Annotated in this window: 18 protein-coding genes; 8 read left to right on the top strand and 10 right to left on the bottom strand. The window is 68.2% G+C overall.

Annotation, left to right across the window (positions count from 1 at the left end; translation table 11 throughout):
• Positions 1-59 precede the first annotated feature (59 nt).
• The 3 genes from N800_RS10910 to msrA are packed head-to-tail and all read left to right on the top strand — an operon-like array spanning position 60 to position 1,582.
• Positions 60-326, top strand: coding sequence for a putative signal transducing protein (locus N800_RS10910; protein ID WP_036138284.1), 267 nt, complete (start codon positions 60-62; stop codon positions 324-326).
• Positions 327-346: 20 nt separating this feature from the next.
• Positions 347-880 (top strand): adenine phosphoribosyltransferase, encoded by a 534-nt coding sequence (locus tag N800_RS10905; RefSeq protein WP_198032525.1) that lies wholly within the window; start codon positions 347-349, stop codon positions 878-880.
• Positions 881-940: 60 nt separating this feature from the next.
• Positions 941-1,582, top strand: a complete 642-nt coding sequence (gene msrA, locus N800_RS10900) for a peptide-methionine (S)-S-oxide reductase MsrA (protein ID WP_036138351.1) — start codon at positions 941-943, stop codon at positions 1,580-1,582.
• 160 nt (positions 1,583-1,742) lie between these two features.
• On the opposite strand, the gene katG is transcribed toward msrA, so the two are convergent.
• The 4 genes from katG to ahpC form a co-directional block, all read right to left on the bottom strand.
• On the bottom strand, positions 1,743-3,938 hold the full coding sequence (gene katG / locus N800_RS10895) for a catalase/peroxidase HPI (protein WP_036138282.1): 2,196 nt from the start codon (positions 3,936-3,938) through the stop codon (positions 1,743-1,745).
• Positions 3,939-4,089: 151 nt separating this feature from the next.
• Positions 4,090-5,034: a DNA-binding transcriptional regulator OxyR gene (oxyR, locus tag N800_RS10890; RefSeq protein WP_036138280.1), complete on the bottom strand. Its 945-nt coding sequence runs from the start codon at positions 5,032-5,034 to the stop codon at positions 4,090-4,092.
• 48 nt (positions 5,035-5,082) lie between these two features.
• The gene (gene ahpF / locus N800_RS10885; protein ID WP_036138277.1) at positions 5,083-6,666 is read right to left on the bottom strand and encodes an alkyl hydroperoxide reductase subunit F; all 1,584 of its coding nucleotides are present in this window, start codon (positions 6,664-6,666) and stop codon (positions 5,083-5,085) included.
• A gap of 272 nt (positions 6,667-6,938) precedes the next feature.
• Positions 6,939-7,502, bottom strand: coding sequence for an alkyl hydroperoxide reductase subunit C (ahpC, locus tag N800_RS10880; protein WP_036138274.1), 564 nt, complete (start codon positions 7,500-7,502; stop codon positions 6,939-6,941).
• Positions 7,503-7,720: 218 nt separating this feature from the next.
• Between ahpC and prmC the strand changes: the two genes are divergently transcribed.
• Together prmC and pip are read left to right on the top strand one after the other, a co-directional pair.
• Positions 7,721-8,551, top strand: a complete 831-nt coding sequence (gene prmC, locus N800_RS10875; RefSeq protein WP_036138272.1) for a peptide chain release factor N(5)-glutamine methyltransferase — start codon at positions 7,721-7,723, stop codon at positions 8,549-8,551.
• Positions 8,552-8,614: 63 nt separating this feature from the next.
• Positions 8,615-9,556: a prolyl aminopeptidase gene (gene pip, locus N800_RS10870; protein ID WP_036138271.1), complete on the top strand. Its 942-nt coding sequence runs from the start codon at positions 8,615-8,617 to the stop codon at positions 9,554-9,556.
• A gap of 226 nt (positions 9,557-9,782) precedes the next feature.
• Here the strand turns inward: pip and N800_RS10865 are convergent, their stop codons facing one another.
• The 3 genes from N800_RS10865 to N800_RS10855 form a co-directional block, all read right to left on the bottom strand.
• Positions 9,783-10,277 carry an NUDIX hydrolase gene (locus N800_RS10865; RefSeq protein ID WP_052108173.1) on the bottom strand — a complete coding sequence of 165 codons (495 nt, stop codon included), beginning with the start codon at positions 10,275-10,277 and terminating at the stop codon, positions 9,783-9,785.
• Between the two features lie 231 nt (positions 10,278-10,508).
• Complete coding sequence (locus N800_RS10860) at positions 10,509-11,456, bottom strand: 5'-3' exonuclease (protein ID WP_052108167.1); 948 nt, start codon at positions 11,454-11,456, stop codon at positions 10,509-10,511.
• On the bottom strand, positions 11,441-12,028 hold the full coding sequence (locus N800_RS10855; RefSeq protein WP_036138268.1) for a nitroreductase family protein: 588 nt from the start codon (positions 12,026-12,028) through the stop codon (positions 11,441-11,443). The genes N800_RS10860 and N800_RS10855 overlap by 16 nt, the downstream gene beginning before the upstream one ends.
• A gap of 109 nt (positions 12,029-12,137) precedes the next feature.
• On the opposite strand from N800_RS10855, the gene N800_RS10850 reads away from it, so the two are divergent.
• Together N800_RS10850 and N800_RS10845 are read left to right on the top strand one after the other, a co-directional pair.
• A complete protein-coding gene (locus N800_RS10850) occupies positions 12,138-14,288 on the top strand; it encodes a DUF1631 family protein (RefSeq protein ID WP_036138265.1) in 2,151 nt (716 codons plus the stop codon).
• Between the two features lie 75 nt (positions 14,289-14,363).
• On the top strand, positions 14,364-15,476 hold the full coding sequence (locus N800_RS10845; protein ID WP_036138262.1) for an NAD(P) transhydrogenase subunit alpha: 1,113 nt from the start codon (positions 14,364-14,366) through the stop codon (positions 15,474-15,476).
• A 15-nt stretch (positions 15,477-15,491) separates the two neighbouring features.
• Here the strand turns inward: N800_RS10845 and N800_RS10840 are convergent, their stop codons facing one another.
• From N800_RS10840 to N800_RS10830, 3 genes are read right to left on the bottom strand one after another with little or no spacing between them, the layout of a single operon-like run.
• The gene (locus N800_RS10840) at positions 15,492-15,947 is read right to left on the bottom strand and encodes a DUF3106 domain-containing protein (RefSeq protein ID WP_036138260.1); all 456 of its coding nucleotides are present in this window, start codon (positions 15,945-15,947) and stop codon (positions 15,492-15,494) included.
• Between the two features lies 1 nt (position 15,948).
• Complete coding sequence (locus N800_RS10835) at positions 15,949-16,377, bottom strand: hypothetical protein (RefSeq protein WP_156962968.1); 429 nt, start codon at positions 16,375-16,377, stop codon at positions 15,949-15,951.
• On the bottom strand, positions 16,374-16,970 hold the full coding sequence (locus N800_RS10830) for an RNA polymerase sigma factor (protein ID WP_052108165.1): 597 nt from the start codon (positions 16,968-16,970) through the stop codon (positions 16,374-16,376). The genes N800_RS10835 and N800_RS10830 overlap by 4 nt, the downstream gene beginning before the upstream one ends.
• A gap of 201 nt (positions 16,971-17,171) precedes the next feature.
• Between N800_RS10830 and N800_RS10825 the strand changes: the two genes are divergently transcribed.
• Positions 17,172-17,471, top strand: coding sequence for an NAD(P) transhydrogenase subunit alpha part 2 (locus N800_RS10825; RefSeq protein WP_036138258.1), 300 nt, complete (start codon positions 17,172-17,174; stop codon positions 17,469-17,471).
• Positions 17,472-17,480 lie beyond the last annotated feature (9 nt).

Genomic DNA, 17,480 nt, shown 5'->3' with positions numbered 1-17,480 from the left:
GGAAGTCCCGGGCCAGGCCCCATGCGGCCCGCCATTCCCCGCTTCAGCGGAGGTGCACCGTGAAAGTCGTGTACGAAGCCGCCAACCTGATCGACGCCCATCTGGTGCGCCACGCGCTGGAGGCGGAGGGCATTCCGGTGTTCCTCCGCGGCGAACAACTGTTGGGCGGGATGGGCGAGTTGCCGCTGTTCGGCGTGGTGGCGGTTTGCGTGCCGGACGTGGCTTGGCCGGAAGCCAAGGAGATCGTGGACGCATTGCCGCTGAACAATCCCGGCGATCCGGCCGCGGAACTGGACGACGCGGGTATGCTGCCCGACCCTGCCTGAGGCAATCTGGAGGGCCTCCGATGAATGACACGCCCCTGCGCGACTTCCCTGCGCTGATCCGCGACGTGCCCGACTTCCCCAAGCCGGGGGTCCGCTTCAAGGACATCACGCCGTTGCTGGCCGATCCCGCCGGGTTCGGCTGGGTGGTGGGGACCATGGCCGGCCCGTGGCTCGGCCGCGGCGTGGACTGCGTGGCCGGTATCGAAGCGCGTGGCTTCATCTTGGGTGCCGCGCTGGCGCCGGCGTTGGGCGCGGGCTTCGTGCCGGTGCGCAAGCCGGGCAAACTGCCCGCGAAGGTCATCGCGCAGGAATATGCCTTGGAATACGGCAGCGATCGGCTGGAAATCCATGCGGATGCCGTCAAACCGGGCTCGCGCGTGCTGCTGGTGGACGACGTGCTCGCCACGGGCGGAACGCTGCTGGCGGCCCGTGCCCTGCTGGAACGCGCGGGTGCGGTCCTGGTGGGCGCGACGGTGCTGGTCGAACTTGAGGCGCTGGGCGGCCGTGCGCGCTGGGATGCTGCGACCCCGCTTGAGGCCTCCCTGCATTACTGAGCCGCGCGGCATTGAATGGCGCGCCCGTGGCCGCATGTTGAAAGGCAGGAGGACGCGACGATGCTGGGAATCGGAGCCTGGAAACAACGCCTGCCACGGCCGGAGGACGCCTTGCCAGGGCGCCTGCACCCTATGCCGCTGAGCAATCACCACCACGTGCACGGAAGGCCGTTGCGCGACGACTTCGACGGTCTCGCGCAGGTGCAGTTCGGCATGGGCTGCTTCTGGGGCGCCGAGCGGAAGTTCTGGTCGTTGCCCGGGGTGTTCACCACCGCGGCGGGCTATTCGGGTGGCTTTACGCCGAACCCGACCTACCGCGAGGTCTGCAGCGGCCTGACCGGCCACGCGGAAACCGTGCTGGTCGTGTACGACCCCGCGCTGATCCCCTTCGCCGAACTGCTGCGCACCTTCTGGGAGGCGCACGATCCCACGCAGGGCATGCGTCAGGGCAATGACGTGGGCACGCAATACCGCTCGGCGATCTACTGCTACGACGAGGCGCAGCACGCGGCGGCGCTGGCCAGTTACGCGACGTTCCAGCAACGCCTGCATGCGGCGCGCTATGGCGACATCACGACGGAGATCCGTTTTCCGGCGCCGGCCTTTTACTATGCCGAAGACGAGCACCAGCAATACCTGTCCAAGCACCCGGATGGGTACTGCGGGCTGGGGGGCACGGGAGTGAGTTGCGCGGTGGCGTAAGCCATGGGGCCAGCGCCGCCCCTGTGGGTAACTGGATCCACGCCCCCCTGCGCGAGGGCGTGCCATCGCGGAGCAGCGACGCAATCAAGGGGCTGGAAGGCCCTCGGCAGGCCCCACGCGGGCATTGTCGCCCGCGTGGGTACGCCCGCCAGACTCGGCATTACCTCAGGTCGAAGCGATCCAGGTTCATCACCTTCGCCCATGCGGCGGCGAAGTCGTTGACGAACTTCGCCTGTGCGTCATTGGTGGCGTAGACCTCGGCCAGTGCCCGCAACTGCGAGTTGGAGCCGAACACCAGATCGACCATCGTGCCGGTCCATTTGAGTTCGCCGCTCTTGCGGTCGCGGCCCTCCAGCACGTTGGGGTCGGCTTCCGAGCGCTGCCAGCGCGTGCGCATGTCGAGCAGGTTGACGAAGACGTCGTTGCTCAACGTGCCCGGACGCTGGGTGAACACGCCGTGCCGGCTGTCACCGAAGTTGGCAGCCATCGCGCGCAAGCCGCCGATCAGCACCGTCATCTCCGGCGCGGTCAGGGTCAGCAGCTGCGCCTTGTCGACCAGCATCTCGGCCACGTCGCCCTCATAGCCCTTGGCGACGTAGTTGCGGAAACCGTCCGCCTTCGGCTCGAGCACGGCGAACGACTGCACGTCGGTCTGCGCCGGCATGGCATCCGTGCGCCCGGGCGAGAATGGCACCTGGATGTCGAAGCCCGCCTGCTTGGCCGCCGCTTCCACCGCCGCATTGCCGGCCAGCACGATGAGGTCGGCCAGCGAGATCTTCCTGCCACCGGTGGCCGAGGCATTGAACGCCTGCTGGATGCCTTCCAGCGTGGACAGCACCTTGGCCAGCTCGGCCGGCTGGTTGACCTCCCAGTCCTTCTGCGGCGCGAGGCGAATGCGTGCGCCATTGGCGCCGCCGCGCTTGTCGCTGCCGCGGAAGGTCGAGGCCGACGCCCAGGCGGTGCGCACCAGTTGCGGCACGCTCAACCCAGAAGCCAGCACCTTGTCCTTCAACGCCGCGATGTCGTTGGCGTCGACCAGCGGGTGGTCCACCGGGGGCACCGGGTCCTGCCAGATCAGCTCCTCCTGCGGCACCAGCTTGCCCAGGTAACGGGCACGCGGGCCCATGTCGCGGTGGGTCAGCTTGAACCAGGCGCGCGCGAAGGCGTCGGCGAATTCCTGCGGGTTGGCCATGTAGCGGCGCGAGATCTTCTCGTAGGCCGGATCCATGCGCATGGCCATGTCGGCCGTGGTCATCATCGGCGCATGGCGCTTGTTGGGATCGTGGGCGTCGGGCACGGTGTTGGCACCGGTGTCGCCTTTGGGCTTCCATTGGTGGGCGCCCGCCGGGCTCTTGGTCAACTCCCATTCGTAGCCGAACAGGGTTTCGAAGTAGCTGTTGTCCCACTTGGTCGGCGTCGGTGTCCATGCGCCTTCAATGCCGCTGGTGATGGCGTCGCCACCGACACCGCTGCCGAACTTGCTGGCCCAGCCCAGGCCCTGCGATTCGATCTCGCAGCCTTCGGGGCTGACGCCGACAAGGGCTGCATCGCCCGCGCCATGGGCCTTGCCGAACGTGTGGCCGCCGGCGGTCAGCGCCACGGTCTCCTCGTCGTTCATCGCCATGCGCGCGAAGGTCTCGCGGATGTCGCGGGCCGAGCCCAGCGGGTCAGGATTGCCGTTGGGGCCTTCGGGATTCACGTAGATCAGGCCCATCTGCACGGCGGCGAGCGGGTTGGCCAGTTCGCGATCGCCGCTGTAGCGCTCGTCGCCCAGCCAGGTGTGCTCGGAGCCCCAGTTGACGTCGTCCTGCGGCTCCCAGGTGTCGGCGCGTCCGCCGCCGAAGCCGAAGGTCTTGAAGCCCATCGACTCCAGCGCGACGTTGCCGGTGAGGATGAACAGGTCGGCCCACGACAGCTTGCGGCCGTACTTCTGCTTGATCGGCCACAGCAGGCGGCGCGCCTTGTCGAGGTTGCCGTTGTCAGGCCAGCTGTTCTCCGGCGCGAAGCGCTGCGCGCCATTGCCAGCACCGCCGCGGCCGTCGCCGATGCGATAGGTGCCTGCGGCGTGCCACGCCATGCGGATGAAGAACGGGCCGTAGTGGCCGTAATCGGCCGGCCACCAGTCCTGTGAATCGGTCATCAGCGCATGCAGGTCGCGCGTCACCGCATCCAGGTCAAGGGTCTTGAACTCGGCGGCGTAGTTGAAATCCGCTTCCATCGGATTGGACTTGGCGGAGTGCTGGCGCAGGATGCCGAGGTTGAGCTGCTCGGGCCACCAGTCCAGGTTGGTCGTGCGCCTCGCTTTCCTGGCCTTGCTTGCGTCGCCGCTGAACGGGCACTTCGATTCGTCTGACATGACTTCCTCCCATGAAGAGTGGATCTCTCGGTCTCTCCAGTCTCGCGCCGTGCGCTTGATAGGTGAAATCGTTTGTTCCGATTGCAACAATAGGGGTGGCGTATCGACTGGCGGACCGCGCAGGCAGCCGCCGCGCCGGCGTCACGTGGCGTTACCCCTGGACGGTGCTTCGGTCCGGCAGCTTCAGGTCGGGTGAAGCGGTGAACAGCTCGGTCGGCAGCTCACGAAACACGCGCGTGAGCTGCAACAGGAAGTCCTGCATGGCCGAACTCCGCCGCCAGACCATCGCGATCTGCCGGCTGGGCTGCGGGTCGCGAAAGCCGATCAGGTGTATGTCACTGGAACGCGCCACCGGCGGTTTGACGGCCAGCGCCGGCAACAGGGTGACGCCCACGTTGGCCGCCACCATCTGCCGCAGCGTCTCCAGACTGGTGGCCTGGAAGCCACTCATCTCGGATGCGCCGGCCAGCTGGCAAACGTCCAGCGCCTGGTCGCGCAGGCAGTGGCCATCCTCCAGCAGCAGCAGGCGCTCGCGCGCCAGGTCGTCCAGCGAGAGGTTCTCGCGCCGGGCCAGGGGGTGCGACTCGGGCACCGCCAACAGGAACGGTTCGTCGAACAGGAATTCGGTGTGCAGCTGGTCGTCGTGCACCGGCAGGGCCAGCAGGCCGACGTCGAGCTTGCCATTGCGCAGGTCGGCGAGGATCTCGCTGCTTTTTTCCTCCACCAGCAGCAGTTCCAACCGTGGAAAGCGCGCGCGGATGCGCGGCACCACGTGTGGCAGCAGATACGGTCCCAGCGTCGGGAACAGGCCCAGCCGCACCGTGCCGGCCTCCGGGTCGCGGCTGCGACGCGCGACCTCCTTCATCTGTTCGACCTCGGCCACGATCTGGCGTGCGCGGCTGGCGATCTCGCGGCCGGCGGGGGTGAGCATGACCTTGCGTGGCGCGCGCTCGACCAGCGCCACGCCCAACTCGTCCTCCAGCTTCTTGATCTGGGTGGACAGGGTGGGCTGGCTGACGAAGCACGCCTCGGCCGCCCGGCCGAAATGCTTGTGGTCGGCCAGGGCGACGAGGTAGGTGAGGTCGCGCAGGTTCATGGGGTCGAGTGTAGGGCGCGCGGGGCGCGTGTGCCGGCCGCCCTGCGGTCAGGCCGTCACTGGCTCGTCCGCTGGCGCCGACGTCCGGATCAGGTGGTCGAACGCCCCCAGCGCGGCGGTCGAGCCCGCACCCATCGCGATCACGATCTGCTTGTACGGCACGGTGGTCGCGTCGCCCGCGGCGAACACGCCAGGCACCGAGGTCTGGCCGCGGTCGTCGATGACGATCTCGCCGCGCGGCGTGAGCGCCACGGTGCCCTTGAGCCATTCGGTGTTGGGCAGCAGGCCGATCTGCACGAAGATGCCTTCCAGTTCGACCCGATGCGAATCGCCGCCCACGCGGTCCTTGTAGACCAGCCCGGTGACCTTGTTGCCGTCGCCGGTCACTTCGGTGGTCTGCGCGTTCACGTGCACGGTGACGTTGGGCAGGCTGCGCAGCTTGCGCTGCAGTACCTCGTCGGCGCGCAGCTTGCCGTCGAATTCCAGCAACGTGACGTGGCTGACGATGCCGGCCAGGTCGATGGCCGCTTCCGCGCCGGAGTTGCCGCCGCCGACCACCGCCACGCGCTTGCCCTTGAACAGCGGGCCGTCGCAGTGCGGGCAGTAGGCCACGCCCTTGTTGCGGTACTGCTCCTCGCCGGGCACGTTCATCTGCCGCCAGCGCGCGCCGGTGGACAGGATCACCGACTTCGACTTCAGCGAAGCGCCGTTGGCCAGCTTCACTTCGACCAGGCCTTCGGGCGTACTGGCCGGCACCAGCGCGTCGGCGCGCTGGAGGTTCATCACGTCCACGTCGTAATGACGCACGTGCTGCTCCAGCGCTGCGGCCAGCTTGGGTCCTTCGGTGTGCTCGACCGAGATGAAGTTCTCGATGGCCATGGTGTCCAGCACCTGGCCGCCGAAGCGCTCGGCCACCACGCCGGTGCGGATGCCCTTGCGCGCGGCATAGATCGCCGCGGCTGCACCGGCCGGGCCGCCGCCGACCACCAGCACGTCGTAGGGAGCCTTCGCTGCCAGCTTGGCGGCCTCGCGCGCGCTGGCGCCGGTATCCAGCTTGGCGACGATCTCCTCCAGGCCCATGCGCCCGGCGCCGAACACCTCGCCGTTGAGGAATACGGTCGGTACGGCCATCACCTCGCGCGCCTCGACTTCGGCCTGGAACAGCGCGCCGTCGATGCTGACGTGGCGGATGCGCGGGTTGAGCACGCTCATCAGGTTCAACGCCTGCACCACGTCCGGGCAGTTCTGGCATGACAGCGAAAAATAGGTTTCGAAGGTGTAATCGCCGTCCAGCCCGCGCACCTGTTCGATCACCTCCTGCGCCGTCTTGGACGGGTGCCCGCCCACGTGCAGCAGCGCCAGCACCAGCGACGTGAACTCGTGGCCCATCGGAATGCCGGCGAAGCGCACGCCAATGTCGCTGCCCACGCGGTTGATCGCGAACGACGGCTTGCGCGCGTCGTTGTCGTCGCGGCGCAGGCTGATCTTGTCCGACAGCGCGGTGATCTCGCGCAACAGCCCGTCAAGTTCGCGTGACTTGTCGCCATCGTCGAGCGCGGCCACCAGTTCGATCGGCTGGGTGAGGTGCTCGAGGTAGGCCTTGAGCTGGGTTTTCAGGTCGGCATCAAGCATGGGGAGTCCTCGCGGAGAAGAAGGGCGTGCGCAGACAAGCCTTCGCGATGGCGCGGGGCGTCGCGTTTCCGGGAAATAAGGAGGCGGGAGCTTGCAGAAGCGGCCTGGGCGGCACGTGGCCAGCGGCAAGCACCGGCGTCACGTCTTCGGGGAGGTGCCCAGGCCGCTGCTGCAAGTGGCCGCGAGCGGGACAGGTGGGAAAGCGACAGATACTGCCCCGCCGACCGTTGGCCACGGGAGGCGCTGGTGCGCCTCCCGGACCCTGTTGCGATTTAGATCTTGCCGACCAGGTCGAGCGACGGCTTCAGCGTCTTCTCGCCTTCCTGCCACTTGGCCGGGCAGACCTGGCCCGGGTTGGCGGCCACGAACTGCGCGGCCTTCAGCTTGCGCAGGGTTTCCTTGACGTCACGGGCGATGGCGTTGTCATGCACTTCCAGCGTCTTGATCACGCCTTCCGGGTTGATGACGAAGGTGCCGCGCAGGGCCAGGCCTTCCGCATCGATGTGCACGCCGAAGGCGCGGGTCAGCTGGTGGGTCGGGTCGCCGACCAGCGGGAACTGGGCCTTGCCGACGGCGGGCGAGGTCTCGTGCCACACCTTGTGCGAGAAATGGGTGTCAGTGGTGACGATGTACACCTCGGCGCCGGCCTTCTGGAACTCGGCGTAGTGCTGGGCCGCGTCCTCGACCTCGGTCGGGCAGTTGAAGGTGAAGGCGGCCGGCATGAAGATCAGGACCGACCACTGGCCCTTCAGGCTGGCTTCGGTGACTTCGACGAACTCGCCGTTGTGGAACGCGGTGGCCTTGAACGGCTGCACTTCGGTGTTGATCAGCGACATCGGGCTGGAATCCTCTGGTGGGGTGGTGGAGTGGGAGCGGTTGTCCGCTACGGAGGCAATCATAGGTAGCGGCGATAGATATAACAAATCGATTGTTGGCATTGAATTAATAGATATTATCTATCGATCAGGTTCGAGCCATTGGTCTCTCGCATGAAGAGGCAGGTGGTCGGCCCTAACCGGCCTCCCGTACCATCGCCCGTCCTTGTTTCCGGCCCTTGACCGTGCCCCGACTCGACGAACTGCTGCGTGCCGCCCGCCCCCGGCTGGAACCAGGCGAGGCCGACCTGTTGCTGGCCCACGTGCTGGCGCGTCCGCGCGCCTGGCTGTTCACCCACGGCGAGGACGAGGTGGACGTCGATGCCGCCCAGCGGTTCGAGGCGCTGGTGCAACGGCGTGCGCAGGGCGAACCGGTGGCTTACCTCATCGGGCAGCGTGGCTTCTGGCGGTTCGATCTGGAGGTCGGGCCGGCGACGCTGATTCCCCGTTCGGAGACGGAACGGCTGGTGGAGTTGGCGCTGGAGCGCCTGCCCGATGACCGGACCCTGCGGGTCGCCGACCTGGGCACCGGTAGTGGAGCCATCGCACTTGCGTTGGCCGTCGAGCGGCCGAAGGCGATGGTGGTGGCCACCGACGCCAGCGCGGGGGCATTGGAGGTAGCTCGCGGCAACGCAGCCAGGCTGCAGCTGCGCAACATCGAGTTCCGCCTGGGCGACTGGCTCACGCCCCTGCAGGAGGACCACTTTGCGCTGATCGCCAGCAACCCGCCCTACATCGCTTCGGGCGACCCGCATCTGGACGAGGGCGACCTTCGCTTCGAGCCGCCGTCGGCGCTGGCTTCCGGGCCGGACGGACTCGATGCGATCCGGGTGATCGTTGCCCACGCGCCCGCGCATCTGGAACCCGGCGGCTGGCTCCTGCTGGAGCATGGCTGGGACCAGGGTGCAGCGGTGCGGGCGTTGCTGACATCGGCCGGGTTCGTTGAAGTGGCGACCGAGCTCGACCTGGAAGGACGCGACCGGGTGACGGTGGGGCGGAGTCCGACCTGACGTGCGCGCACATGTCGAGTAGCGGCGGCTACACTGCCCCAGTTGATGCTACCGAGGCCCTCCATGCGCACCCTCTACCCCGAAATCCAGCCCTACGACGTCGGCCAGCTCAAGGTCGACGATCGCCACACGCTGTACTACGAGCAGTGCGGCAACCCGCAGGGCAAGCCGGTGGTGATGCTGCATGGTGGCCCGGGCGGCGGCTGCAGCGACAAGATGCGTCGCTTCCACGACCCGGCCAAGTACCGGATCATCCTGTTCGACCAGCGCGGCAGTGGCCGCTCCACTCCGCACGCCGATCTGGTCGACAACACCACCTGGCATCTGGTGGCGGACATCGAGAAGTTGCGTGAAGCGCTCGGTATCGACACCTGGCAGGTGTTCGGCGGTTCGTGGGGCTCGACCCTCGCACTGGCCTACGCGCAGACCCACCCGCAACGCGTCACTGGACTGGTGCTGCGCGGAATCTTCATGCTGCGCCGCTGGGAGCTGGAGTGGTTCTACCAGGAGGGCGCCTCGCGCCTGTTCCCCGACGCGTGGGAGCACTATCTCGCCGCGATCCCGGTGGTCGAACGACATGACCTGATCAGCGCCTTCCACCGCCGCCTGACCAGCGACAACGAAGCCGTGCGCCTGGCCGCCGCCAAGGCGTGGAGCGTGTGGGAAGGCGCGACCAGCTTCCTGCACGTGGACCAGGACTTCGCCAACAGCCACGAGGATCCGCAGTTCGCGCTGGCCTTTGCCCGGATCGAGAACCACTACTTCGTCAACAGCGGCTTCTTCGAGGTCGACGACCAGCTGTTGCGTGACGCGCACAGGATCGCGCACATCCCGGGTGTGATCGTGCACGGTCGCTACGACGTGGTGTGCCCGGTCGCCAATGCGTGGGATCTGCACAAGGTGTGGCCGAAGGGCCAACTGGTGATCACGCCGGCCTCGGGCCATTCGGCGTTCGAGGTGGAGAACATCGACGCGCTGGTGACTGCGACCGATCGCTTCGCTTGACGGCTGGCAGGCGGGTGTCGTGTCGGGGCCGCCGAAAGTCGCGGCCCGTTATCCGTTTTGTTTCGGGCGGCCCCGATGCCGCCTGGTACAAGCAGGGGTGGAGCCACACGCTGTTGCTTTCAGCTCCAAACCCTCGTCAAGCGTTGGAGTGCGGCAGCAAGGGCGTCACAACCAAGCGGGTAACGGGCCGCGACTTGTGGCGTCCTTGCTGCCGCGCCCGCAAGGCTCAAACCGCAGACCCGTCCGGATTGCGATCCACCATCCACAGCCCGCCCCACAGCTTGAGGTCCAATTCGTACCCCTCGCGCTGCTTCTGCATCAGCCATGCCGGCGCCTCGGCAACCGGCACCTCGTGGACGATGATGTCCTCGCCGTCCACGCCACCACCTTCGCCGACCTTGCGCAGTCCAGTGGCGCGCACGTAGGCAATGCGCTCGTTGCTCATGCCTGAAGAGGTCGGACCCACCAGCAGCACCTGCACCTGGTCGGGATACCAGCCGGTTTCCTCTTCCAGTTCCCGGCGTGCGGCGTCTTCCAGCGTGTCTTCGCCGGCCTGGTCGCCGACGAGGCCGGCCGGCATCTCTATGGTGCGTGCCTGCAGCGGAATGCGGAACTGCTCGACGAAGATGATCCGCTCCTCCGGTGTCACCGCGATGATGATCACCGCCATGCCATTGCCGTGCGTGCGTTCGGCGTACTCCCACCGACCGCGGCGCAGCATGCGCAGCCACTTGCCCTCGTAAACGGTTTCGGGGGCATCGTCCGCTCGTGCGGGCTGCCCGGCGGCGGGCGCTTCGCCGTGAACGCCTGTGGCGTGAGTCTCTCTGTTCGCTGTGGCGTTTTCGTCGGAGTGCATGTCCATCCCGTTGCTTGAAAGCTGGTCAGTGGGTGCGCGGCGCCCAGCGGCAGGATCGCAGGCCGCGTCGGTCGAGCGATCCGTTGCCTTCCGATGCTACGGCGCGGGCGATGACGTTGCGAAGTCCACGCCCGCCGCCTGGTGGAGCCGGCGCCGGGTCATCGGGCCGAACCGCAGCGTTTCGCACAGCGCCGACAACCGGGCCGCGTCGGCACGATCACGGGTGAAGTGTGCCTCGTGGCCGGTGAGCGGCGCGTCCAGCGCGATGGTCGTCAGCTGGCGGCACAGCAGGGCCTGCTCGCGGTGGGCGCGCAACTTGGCGGCCGTGCTGGCGGCGCCGCGCAGGCGCAGGAACGGGAGTTCCTCCACCCGTTCCAGCAGCGCGTCCAAGGTGCCGAAGTGCGCCAGCAACGCGGCTGCCGTTTTGGCGCCGATGCCCGGCACGCCCGGAATGTTGTCCACCGCGTCGCCGCACAGCGCCAAGTAGTCCGCGATCTGGCATGCCTGCACGCCGTGCCGCTCCGGCACGCCATCCATGCCCCAGCGCTGCCCTCGCGCGAAGTCCCACTGCTGGTCATCGCCGACCAGCAACTGCGACAGATCCTTGTCCGCGGACACGATGACCCCGCGATAGCCGTGGGCGCGCATGGTCGCGAGCGCACTGCCGATCAGGTCGTCGGCCTCGTATTCGCGATGGGCCAGCACGCTCAGCCCTAGTGCCTCGCACAACGCCTTGCAGTGGGCGAACTGGCGCTTGAGCTCCTCCGGCGCAGGCTCGCGATTGGCCTTGTAGGCGGGATACAGCGCGTTGCGGAAGCACGAATCCAGGGCTTCGTCGAAGGCGATCGCGATGTGCTGCGGGCGCTCGCGCTCCACCAGTTCCAGCAGGAAGCGGGCAAAGCCGTGCACCGCGTTGGTCGGCCAGCCCTCGTCGTCGTGGAACTCGTTGGGCATGGAGTGCCACGCGCGGAATACGTAGAGGCTGGCATCCACCAGGTACAGTGCCGGGCGCGCACGCGGCGTCACGGTCATGCCGGCGTCCATTCGGTCAGCAGTTCGGCAGGGTCGGGGCGCTCGCGTTCGGGCGCCTCCAGGGTTGGCGTGCCAATGTGGATGAAGCCGACCACGCACTCGTCGGCGCCCAATCCCAGCCAGTCGTGCACCAGCGGGTCGTAGGCCGGCCAGCCCGTCAGCCACACCGCGCCGAAGTCCAGCACCCGCGCCGCCTGCAGCAGCGCGAAACACACGCTGCCCGCCGACAGCAGGCGCTCCTGCTCGGGAATCTTCTCGTCGTGACCCAGGCGGGCCACCACGGTGACCACCAGCGGCGCCAGGGAGAACCGCTGCCGGTCCTTTTCGACCACGGCATCGGCGACTGCGGGGTCGCGTTCGCGGCTGCGTGCCACCAGGCGTTCGCCCAGGGCATGGCGCGCGTCCCCGCGCAGGGTGACGAAGCGGAATGGCACTCGCTTGCCGTGGTCGGGCACCCGCACGGCCGAGGCCAGCATCCGCAATAGCGTCGCGTGGTCGGGCGCGGGTTCGGCCAGATGGCGCGCCGGGGTGGAGCGGCGGCGGTCCAGGCAGGCGAGGCGGGCGTCAATGGTGGAATCGGGCATGGGTCACGGAATTCTGGGTGATAGGGTGCAAACTGACGTAGCCTGCCACTATCCAGCGTCGATCTGGGGTAATGTGACGCAGGGCGTCAGTTTTTGCCGGGGAGCCAACGTGTCCAACCATCCGCTCGGCGCGGCATGCGCCACCAGAACGGATCCGTTTCGCGTACTTGAGGAAATCAAGCGCCTGACGCTTGAGCGCCTGGGCGGGCTGCCCGGGACATTGTACGGCCCGATCGAGGACGCGCTGGCGCTGTCGGCCACCCATGTCGACCGCGACGCCTTCCAGTACGAGGACCAGGCGGCGCTGTGGAGCCTGCGGCACCAGCAGGCGGCGCAGGTAATGCGCTACCGCCAGCAACTGGCCAGGGGCTTCGACGAGTTCCGCACGCTGCGTGCGCCGGGGCGCAATTACCTGACGATGGGGCTGTTGGACGAGTCGCAGCTGGACCTGCACATCGCCGGTGAGCGCGTGGGCGAGGCGCTGACGCAGCGCTACCAGAAATCCCTGGAGATGGTCGAGGCGCGCCTGCACACGCTGGCTGGCACGCTGGGTCTCCAGAACATGGTCAACCCGGTTGGGCCGGGACGGCTGGCCACGGCCTTCGTGGAGGCGTTTGACGGCGTTCGCATTCCCGCGCAACTGCGGGGCCATTTGTTCGGCTTCTACGAAAGTGCCCTGGCCCGCGTGCTGGACGATTTGTACGGGCAGACAAGCCACCTCCTGGCGCAGGCCGGCTATGGCATCGAGCGCGAATCGGCTGAACGCGTCAGCGCGGCGTCGGAAGCGGCCTCGGGTGCCAATGCCGGCGCGTCCGGGCTGGGCGCAGCACCCAGCGTCACCCTGGAGGAGTTGCGTGGCCTGCTGCACGCGTGGCGCGAAGGTGCCATCCGGCCCGAGCTTTTTTCCGCTCCCCACGCCCCACAACGCACCCTGCAGGGTCGCCGCGACCTGCGAGTGGAGGAGGTGGTAAGCGTCGCGTCCTTGTTGCAGTCCGAGCCCACAGACGCGTTCGCACGAGCGTTGGCCGGCAGCGGTGAACTGCGCGCGGCGATTCGCGAGCGCCTGGGCGAAGGCGCTCGTCGCCTTGGCCTGAGCCCCGACCACACCACCATCGGCCGCGACAGCGAGGACGCGATCGACCTGGTGGCGATGGTGTTCGAATCGCTGTTCGCCAGCCAGGAGCTGCACGAGCGCTGCCGTCGCCTCTACGCCCGGCTGGTGCTGCCTTATGTGAAGGTCGCCCTCGGTGACCGGGCGCTGTTCGACCAGCCCGAGCACCCGGCACGCAAGCTGTTGGATGCGATCACCGAAGCGTGTGCCGGCAACAACGCTGAAACCCAGTTCGAGCGCGAGCTGTTCGAGCGCGCGGCCCTGGTGGCCCAGCGCGTAGCCATCGAGTACCGCGAGAACATGGCGGTGTTCGAGCAGGCCTTCGCTGAACTTGACGCGTTGCTGCTGCAGCAGCGGCAGCGCGTGTTCCTGCAGGAAGAGCGCGCCGCGCAGGCCGTGCACGGGCGTGAGCGCCTGCAGCACGCGCGCGAACACGCCGACGCGGTGGTGGGCCGCCGACTGTCCGCGCAACCGTTGTGCGAGGCCACCGCCAGTTTCCTCGGCACCTCGTGGCGCCACCATCTGTTGCAGGTGCTGCTGCGCGACGGCGTGGACAGCGCCCGTTTTGCCGAGGCGGTGGCGCTGGGCGACGCGCTGGTGGAAGCCGACGGGCTGGCTGCGCGTGCCGAAGGCCGTGCGTTGGCCACGCGCCTGGTCGCGCTGGAGCGGGCGATCGGTGATTGCCTGGGCAGTTCTGGCCAGGACGATACGGCGGCGCAGCATGGCTTGGTGGCGCTGGTGCGTGGGCTTGCGTGGCCGGACGCCGCGCGCGCCGTGCATCCGCTACCGCCACGGGCTGACGCCGAGGATGACGGCGAGGATCGCAAGCTGTGGCTGGCTGGTGGCACCGATACCCTGCCGCCGCAGGACCCTGCCGTGGTCCAGTCGCTTCGCGCCCTGACGGTGGGCGAATGGCTGCATCTCACGGATGCCGAGGGCAAGACCATCAAGGCCAAGGTGGGCTGGATCAGCCCGCTGACCTCGCGTCGCATGTTGGTCAATGAGCGCGGTTCCCGCGTGCTCGTCGCATCGGTGGATGAGCTGGCGGCCCTGGTGGCACAAGGTCGCCTCGCCGCCGCCGCCGCGCCGCGTGCCTTCAGCGAGGCGCTGGCGCAGGTGGGCGAACGCCTGCGTCGCGCGACGGCCTGACATTATCGTCTGCAACAGTTCACCCTCCACGCCGCGTTTGGTTAGGATGCGGCGACATAGATCCGGAGCGATGGCATGTCTGCAGCGGGCCAGGGAGTGAGGGTGGGTGTGGCGCGGGAGCGGGCGCCCGGCGAACGCCGCGTTGCGTTGACTCCGGAAACATGCAAGAAGCTGGTCGCGGCCGGGGCCGAGGTCCGCATTGAAGCAGGGGCTGGTGTCGGTGCAGGCATGACGGACGAGGCCTATCGCCAAGCGGGCGGGCAGGTGGTGGCCGACGCCGCGGCGGCCCTCAACGACGCCGACGTGGTGCTTTGCGTGCAGGCTCCTTCCGCCGCTGCATTGACGGCGTTGCGCGAGGGCGCGGCCGTCGTCGGCCTGCTGGCGCCGCAAGCCGATGCTGAGCGCGGCGCGGCCATTACCACACGCAAGCTGCAGGCCTTCCCGCTGGAGCGCCTGCCGCGCACCACGCGTGCCCAGGCCATGGACGTACTCAGTTCGCAGGCGGGCATGGCCGGTTACAAGGCCGTGTTGATCGCAGCGCAGCTCGCGCCGCGGTTCTTCCCGATGCTGACCACCGCCGCTGGCACGATCCGCCCCTCCAAGGTGCTGATCGTGGGCGCGGGCGTGGCGGGCTTGCAGGCCGTCGCCACGGCCAAGCGGCTGGGTGCGCAGGTCGAAGGCTTCGACGTGCGTCCGGAGACACGCGAACAGATCGAATCGCTCGGCGGCAAGTTCCTCGACCTTGGCGTCAGCGCGGCGGGCGAGGGCGGTTATGCCCGCCAGCTCACCGAAGAAGAGCGCGCCGAGCAGCAGCGACGGCTGGGCGAACACCTCAAGGGCGTGGATGTGGTGGTGTGCACCGCCGCGGTGCCCGGACGGCCGGCGCCGAAGATCATCAGCGCGGCGATGGTCGCGGGCATGAAGCCGGGCAGTGTGATCGTCGACCTGGCCGCGGAAACCGGCGGCAACTGCGAGCTGACCCAGCCGGGTGAAACCATCGAGAGCGGGGGCGTGGTCGTGGCCGGTCCGCTCAACCTCGCCAGCAGTGGCGCGGTGCACGCCAGTGAGATGTATGCGCGCAACGTCTTCAACTTCGCCAGCCTGCTGCTCAAGGACGGCCAGCTCCAGTTCGACTGGGACGACGAGTTGCTGGCCCGCACCGTCTGGCCGGAGCGGGCAGTCGGCTGACGCCGCCTCCCGCAATCAGGGGTGATGCGGCGGTATCGGCTCGTGCGCGGGCGCCGGGTTGTCCTTGACCCATTCGGCGCGCTGCTCCGGCGTCATCTGCCGCCACTTCGCCTTCAGTGCCTGGCGGCCTTCCGGGTCCAGTGCGCGCATCTTGGCGTACAACGCCCGCATCTCCTCGCGCTGCTCCGGACGCATCTCCTGCCAACGGTGCATGCCGTGGCGCGCACGTTTGCGCTGCTCGGGCGTCATTGCCTGCCAGCGCGTGGCGTGGTTGAGCATGCGCTGGCGGCTCTCGGGCTCGGCGTTCCAGCGCTCGCGCACGGGGGCGATGAGGGTCTCGCGCTGCGCGGGCGTCAGCTTGTCCCAACTGGGCAATGGCGGCGCGGCGGCCTGGTCGGTGGCCAGCGCCGGGGAAAGCGTGGCCGCGAGGCAGGCCAACGCCAGCAGGAGGGCGGGAAGGCGACGTTGCATCTCAGTACTCCGGCGAGGTCGGCATGACGTCGTCGGTGGACGCCAGCCACAGGTAAAGGTCGGGGTTCTCGTCCAGCACGGCGGCGGGATCGGTGGAGGTGGTTCCGGCGGCCACCAGCGCGGTGTCGGCTGATGTCGCGGCGGGCACGGTGGCCGGCTCGGGACGCAACTGGACCGCAATGGCCAGCACCGCCATGGCGGCCAGCACCGTTGGCAGGGCCCATGCAGGCCGCAGCCTCAAGCCCGGTCGTGCCGTGGGTCGTCGTGCCTGCGCGAGTCGCGCCTGCGTCCGGGCGGACAGGCGCTCCAGCGAATCGACGTGGCGCGCACGTGCGATGGCGTCAAAGCGGTCGTCGAAAGCCGCGTCTGCGGTGCCACGCGCCACCGGGCGGTTGGGGTCGTTCATGGGTTGGGTGCGGTCGGCATTCATCGCCAGTCCTCCAGGTGTCGCTGCAGCGCCTCGCGCGCGCGGGAAAGATGGGTCTTGACCGAGCCTTCGCTGCAACCCATTGCTTGCGCAGTGGTCGCCACGTCCAGCTCTTCCAATATGCGCAGGTGGAATGCCTCGCGCTGTCGCCGGGGCAGCGACGCCATGGCCTCGGCGAAGCGCGCGTAGGCTTCCCTGCCATCGTGGGTGCGCGCGGGGTCGGGGCCAGTGTCGGTCCAGTCGGGCATCGCATCGTCGTCGTTGGATTGCCCCGGCAGCAGCCAGCGCAGGCGGAAGGCGCGGCGGCGCTGCAGGTCCACCACGCGACGGCGCAGGATGCTCCAGAACAGCGGTGTCCATTCCGTCGCTGGTCGGTCGGCGTAACCCAACAGCTTGGTCATCGCGTCCTGCACCGCATCCAGTGCATCCTCACGGTCGCGCAGGCCCAACTCGGCGAAGCGGAACGCGCGCGGACCGACCCCGGCCAGGAAAGCGTCCAGGCTCTGCGGCGGTTCTGCCGCGCCGGTCGACGCGGCGCTGCCGGCGGCGTCGGGTGCAGTGGCGTTTTCGGCTTCACGGGTCACGCGCAGCAGCATAGGGCATGGGTCCATCGGGGCGGACGCGGCAGACGGTTCCAGCGGCAACCCTCGCCGGGTGGCACAGTGCCGTGGATGCAAGCGATAACGCCCGGGCGTGTCCCGGGTTGACAGGACCCGGAGACGACGCGAAAGCGCCTTCCGGGACGGTTATGATCCGATTCAGGGACGCCGAGACAGGCCGGAAGGGGAGCTGGACCGATGGGTGATGGATTCGTCGCGCTGTACATCTTCATGCTGGCCGCGATCGCCGGCCACGTCATCATTTCGCGGGTGCCGGTGATCCTGCATACCCCACTGATGTCGGGTTCCAACTTCATCCACGGCATCGTGCTGATCGGCGCAATGGTGGTGCTGGGCCATGCCGACACCACGCTGGAGAAGGTAATCGGGTTCCTGGCGGTACTGCTGGGTGCCGGCAACGCCGCGGGTGGTTACGTGGTCACCGAGCGCATGCTCGACATGTTCAAGAGCAGCAAGCCGTCCGAAGGTGGCAAGTGAGCGGCGGCA

Origin of the sequence: Lysobacter daejeonensis GH1-9, assembly GCF_000768355.1 — a bacterium.
Lineage (GTDB): Bacteria > Pseudomonadota > Gammaproteobacteria > Xanthomonadales > Xanthomonadaceae > Aerolutibacter > Aerolutibacter daejeonensis.
Note: the sequence above shows the minus strand (reverse complement) of the source record. Positions and strands in the feature narration are given on the sequence as shown.

What these genes read in the sequence shown, in the direction of transcription:
- N800_RS10905 (WP_198032525.1), top strand. Translation starts at nt 347, where the DNA reads ATGAATGACACGCCCCTGCGCGACTTCCCTGCGCTGATCCGCGACGTG.
- msrA (WP_036138351.1), top strand. Translation starts at nt 941, where the DNA reads ATGCTGGGAATCGGAGCCTGGAAACAACGCCTGCCACGGCCGGAGGAC.
- katG (WP_036138282.1), bottom strand. Translation starts at nt 3,938, where the DNA reads ATGTCAGACGAATCGAAGTGCCCGTTCAGCGGCGACGCAAGCAAGGCC.
- oxyR (WP_036138280.1), bottom strand. Translation starts at nt 5,034, where the DNA reads ATGAACCTGCGCGACCTCACCTACCTCGTCGCCCTGGCCGACCACAAG.
- ahpF (WP_036138277.1), bottom strand. Translation starts at nt 6,666, where the DNA reads ATGCTTGATGCCGACCTGAAAACCCAGCTCAAGGCCTACCTCGAGCAC.
- ahpC (WP_036138274.1), bottom strand. Translation starts at nt 7,502, where the DNA reads ATGTCGCTGATCAACACCGAAGTGCAGCCGTTCAAGGCCACCGCGTTC.
- pip (WP_036138271.1), top strand. Translation starts at nt 8,615, where the DNA reads ATGCGCACCCTCTACCCCGAAATCCAGCCCTACGACGTCGGCCAGCTC.
- N800_RS10865 (WP_052108173.1), bottom strand. Translation starts at nt 10,277, where the DNA reads ATGCTGCGCCGCGGTCGGTGGGAGTACGCCGAACGCACGCACGGCAAT.
- N800_RS10860 (WP_052108167.1), bottom strand. Translation starts at nt 11,456, where the DNA reads ATGGACGCCGGCATGACCGTGACGCCGCGTGCGCGCCCGGCACTGTAC.
- N800_RS10855 (WP_036138268.1), bottom strand. Translation starts at nt 12,028, where the DNA reads ATGCCCGATTCCACCATTGACGCCCGCCTCGCCTGCCTGGACCGCCGC.
- N800_RS10845 (WP_036138262.1), top strand. Translation starts at nt 14,364, where the DNA reads ATGTCTGCAGCGGGCCAGGGAGTGAGGGTGGGTGTGGCGCGGGAGCGG.
- N800_RS10840 (WP_036138260.1), bottom strand. Translation starts at nt 15,947, where the DNA reads ATGCAACGTCGCCTTCCCGCCCTCCTGCTGGCGTTGGCCTGCCTCGCG.
- N800_RS10835 (WP_156962968.1), bottom strand. Translation starts at nt 16,377, where the DNA reads ATGAATGCCGACCGCACCCAACCCATGAACGACCCCAACCGCCCGGTG.
- N800_RS10830 (WP_052108165.1), bottom strand. Translation starts at nt 16,970, where the DNA reads ATGCTGCTGCGCGTGACCCGTGAAGCCGAAAACGCCACTGCACCCGAC.
- N800_RS10825 (WP_036138258.1), top strand. Translation starts at nt 17,172, where the DNA reads ATGGGTGATGGATTCGTCGCGCTGTACATCTTCATGCTGGCCGCGATC.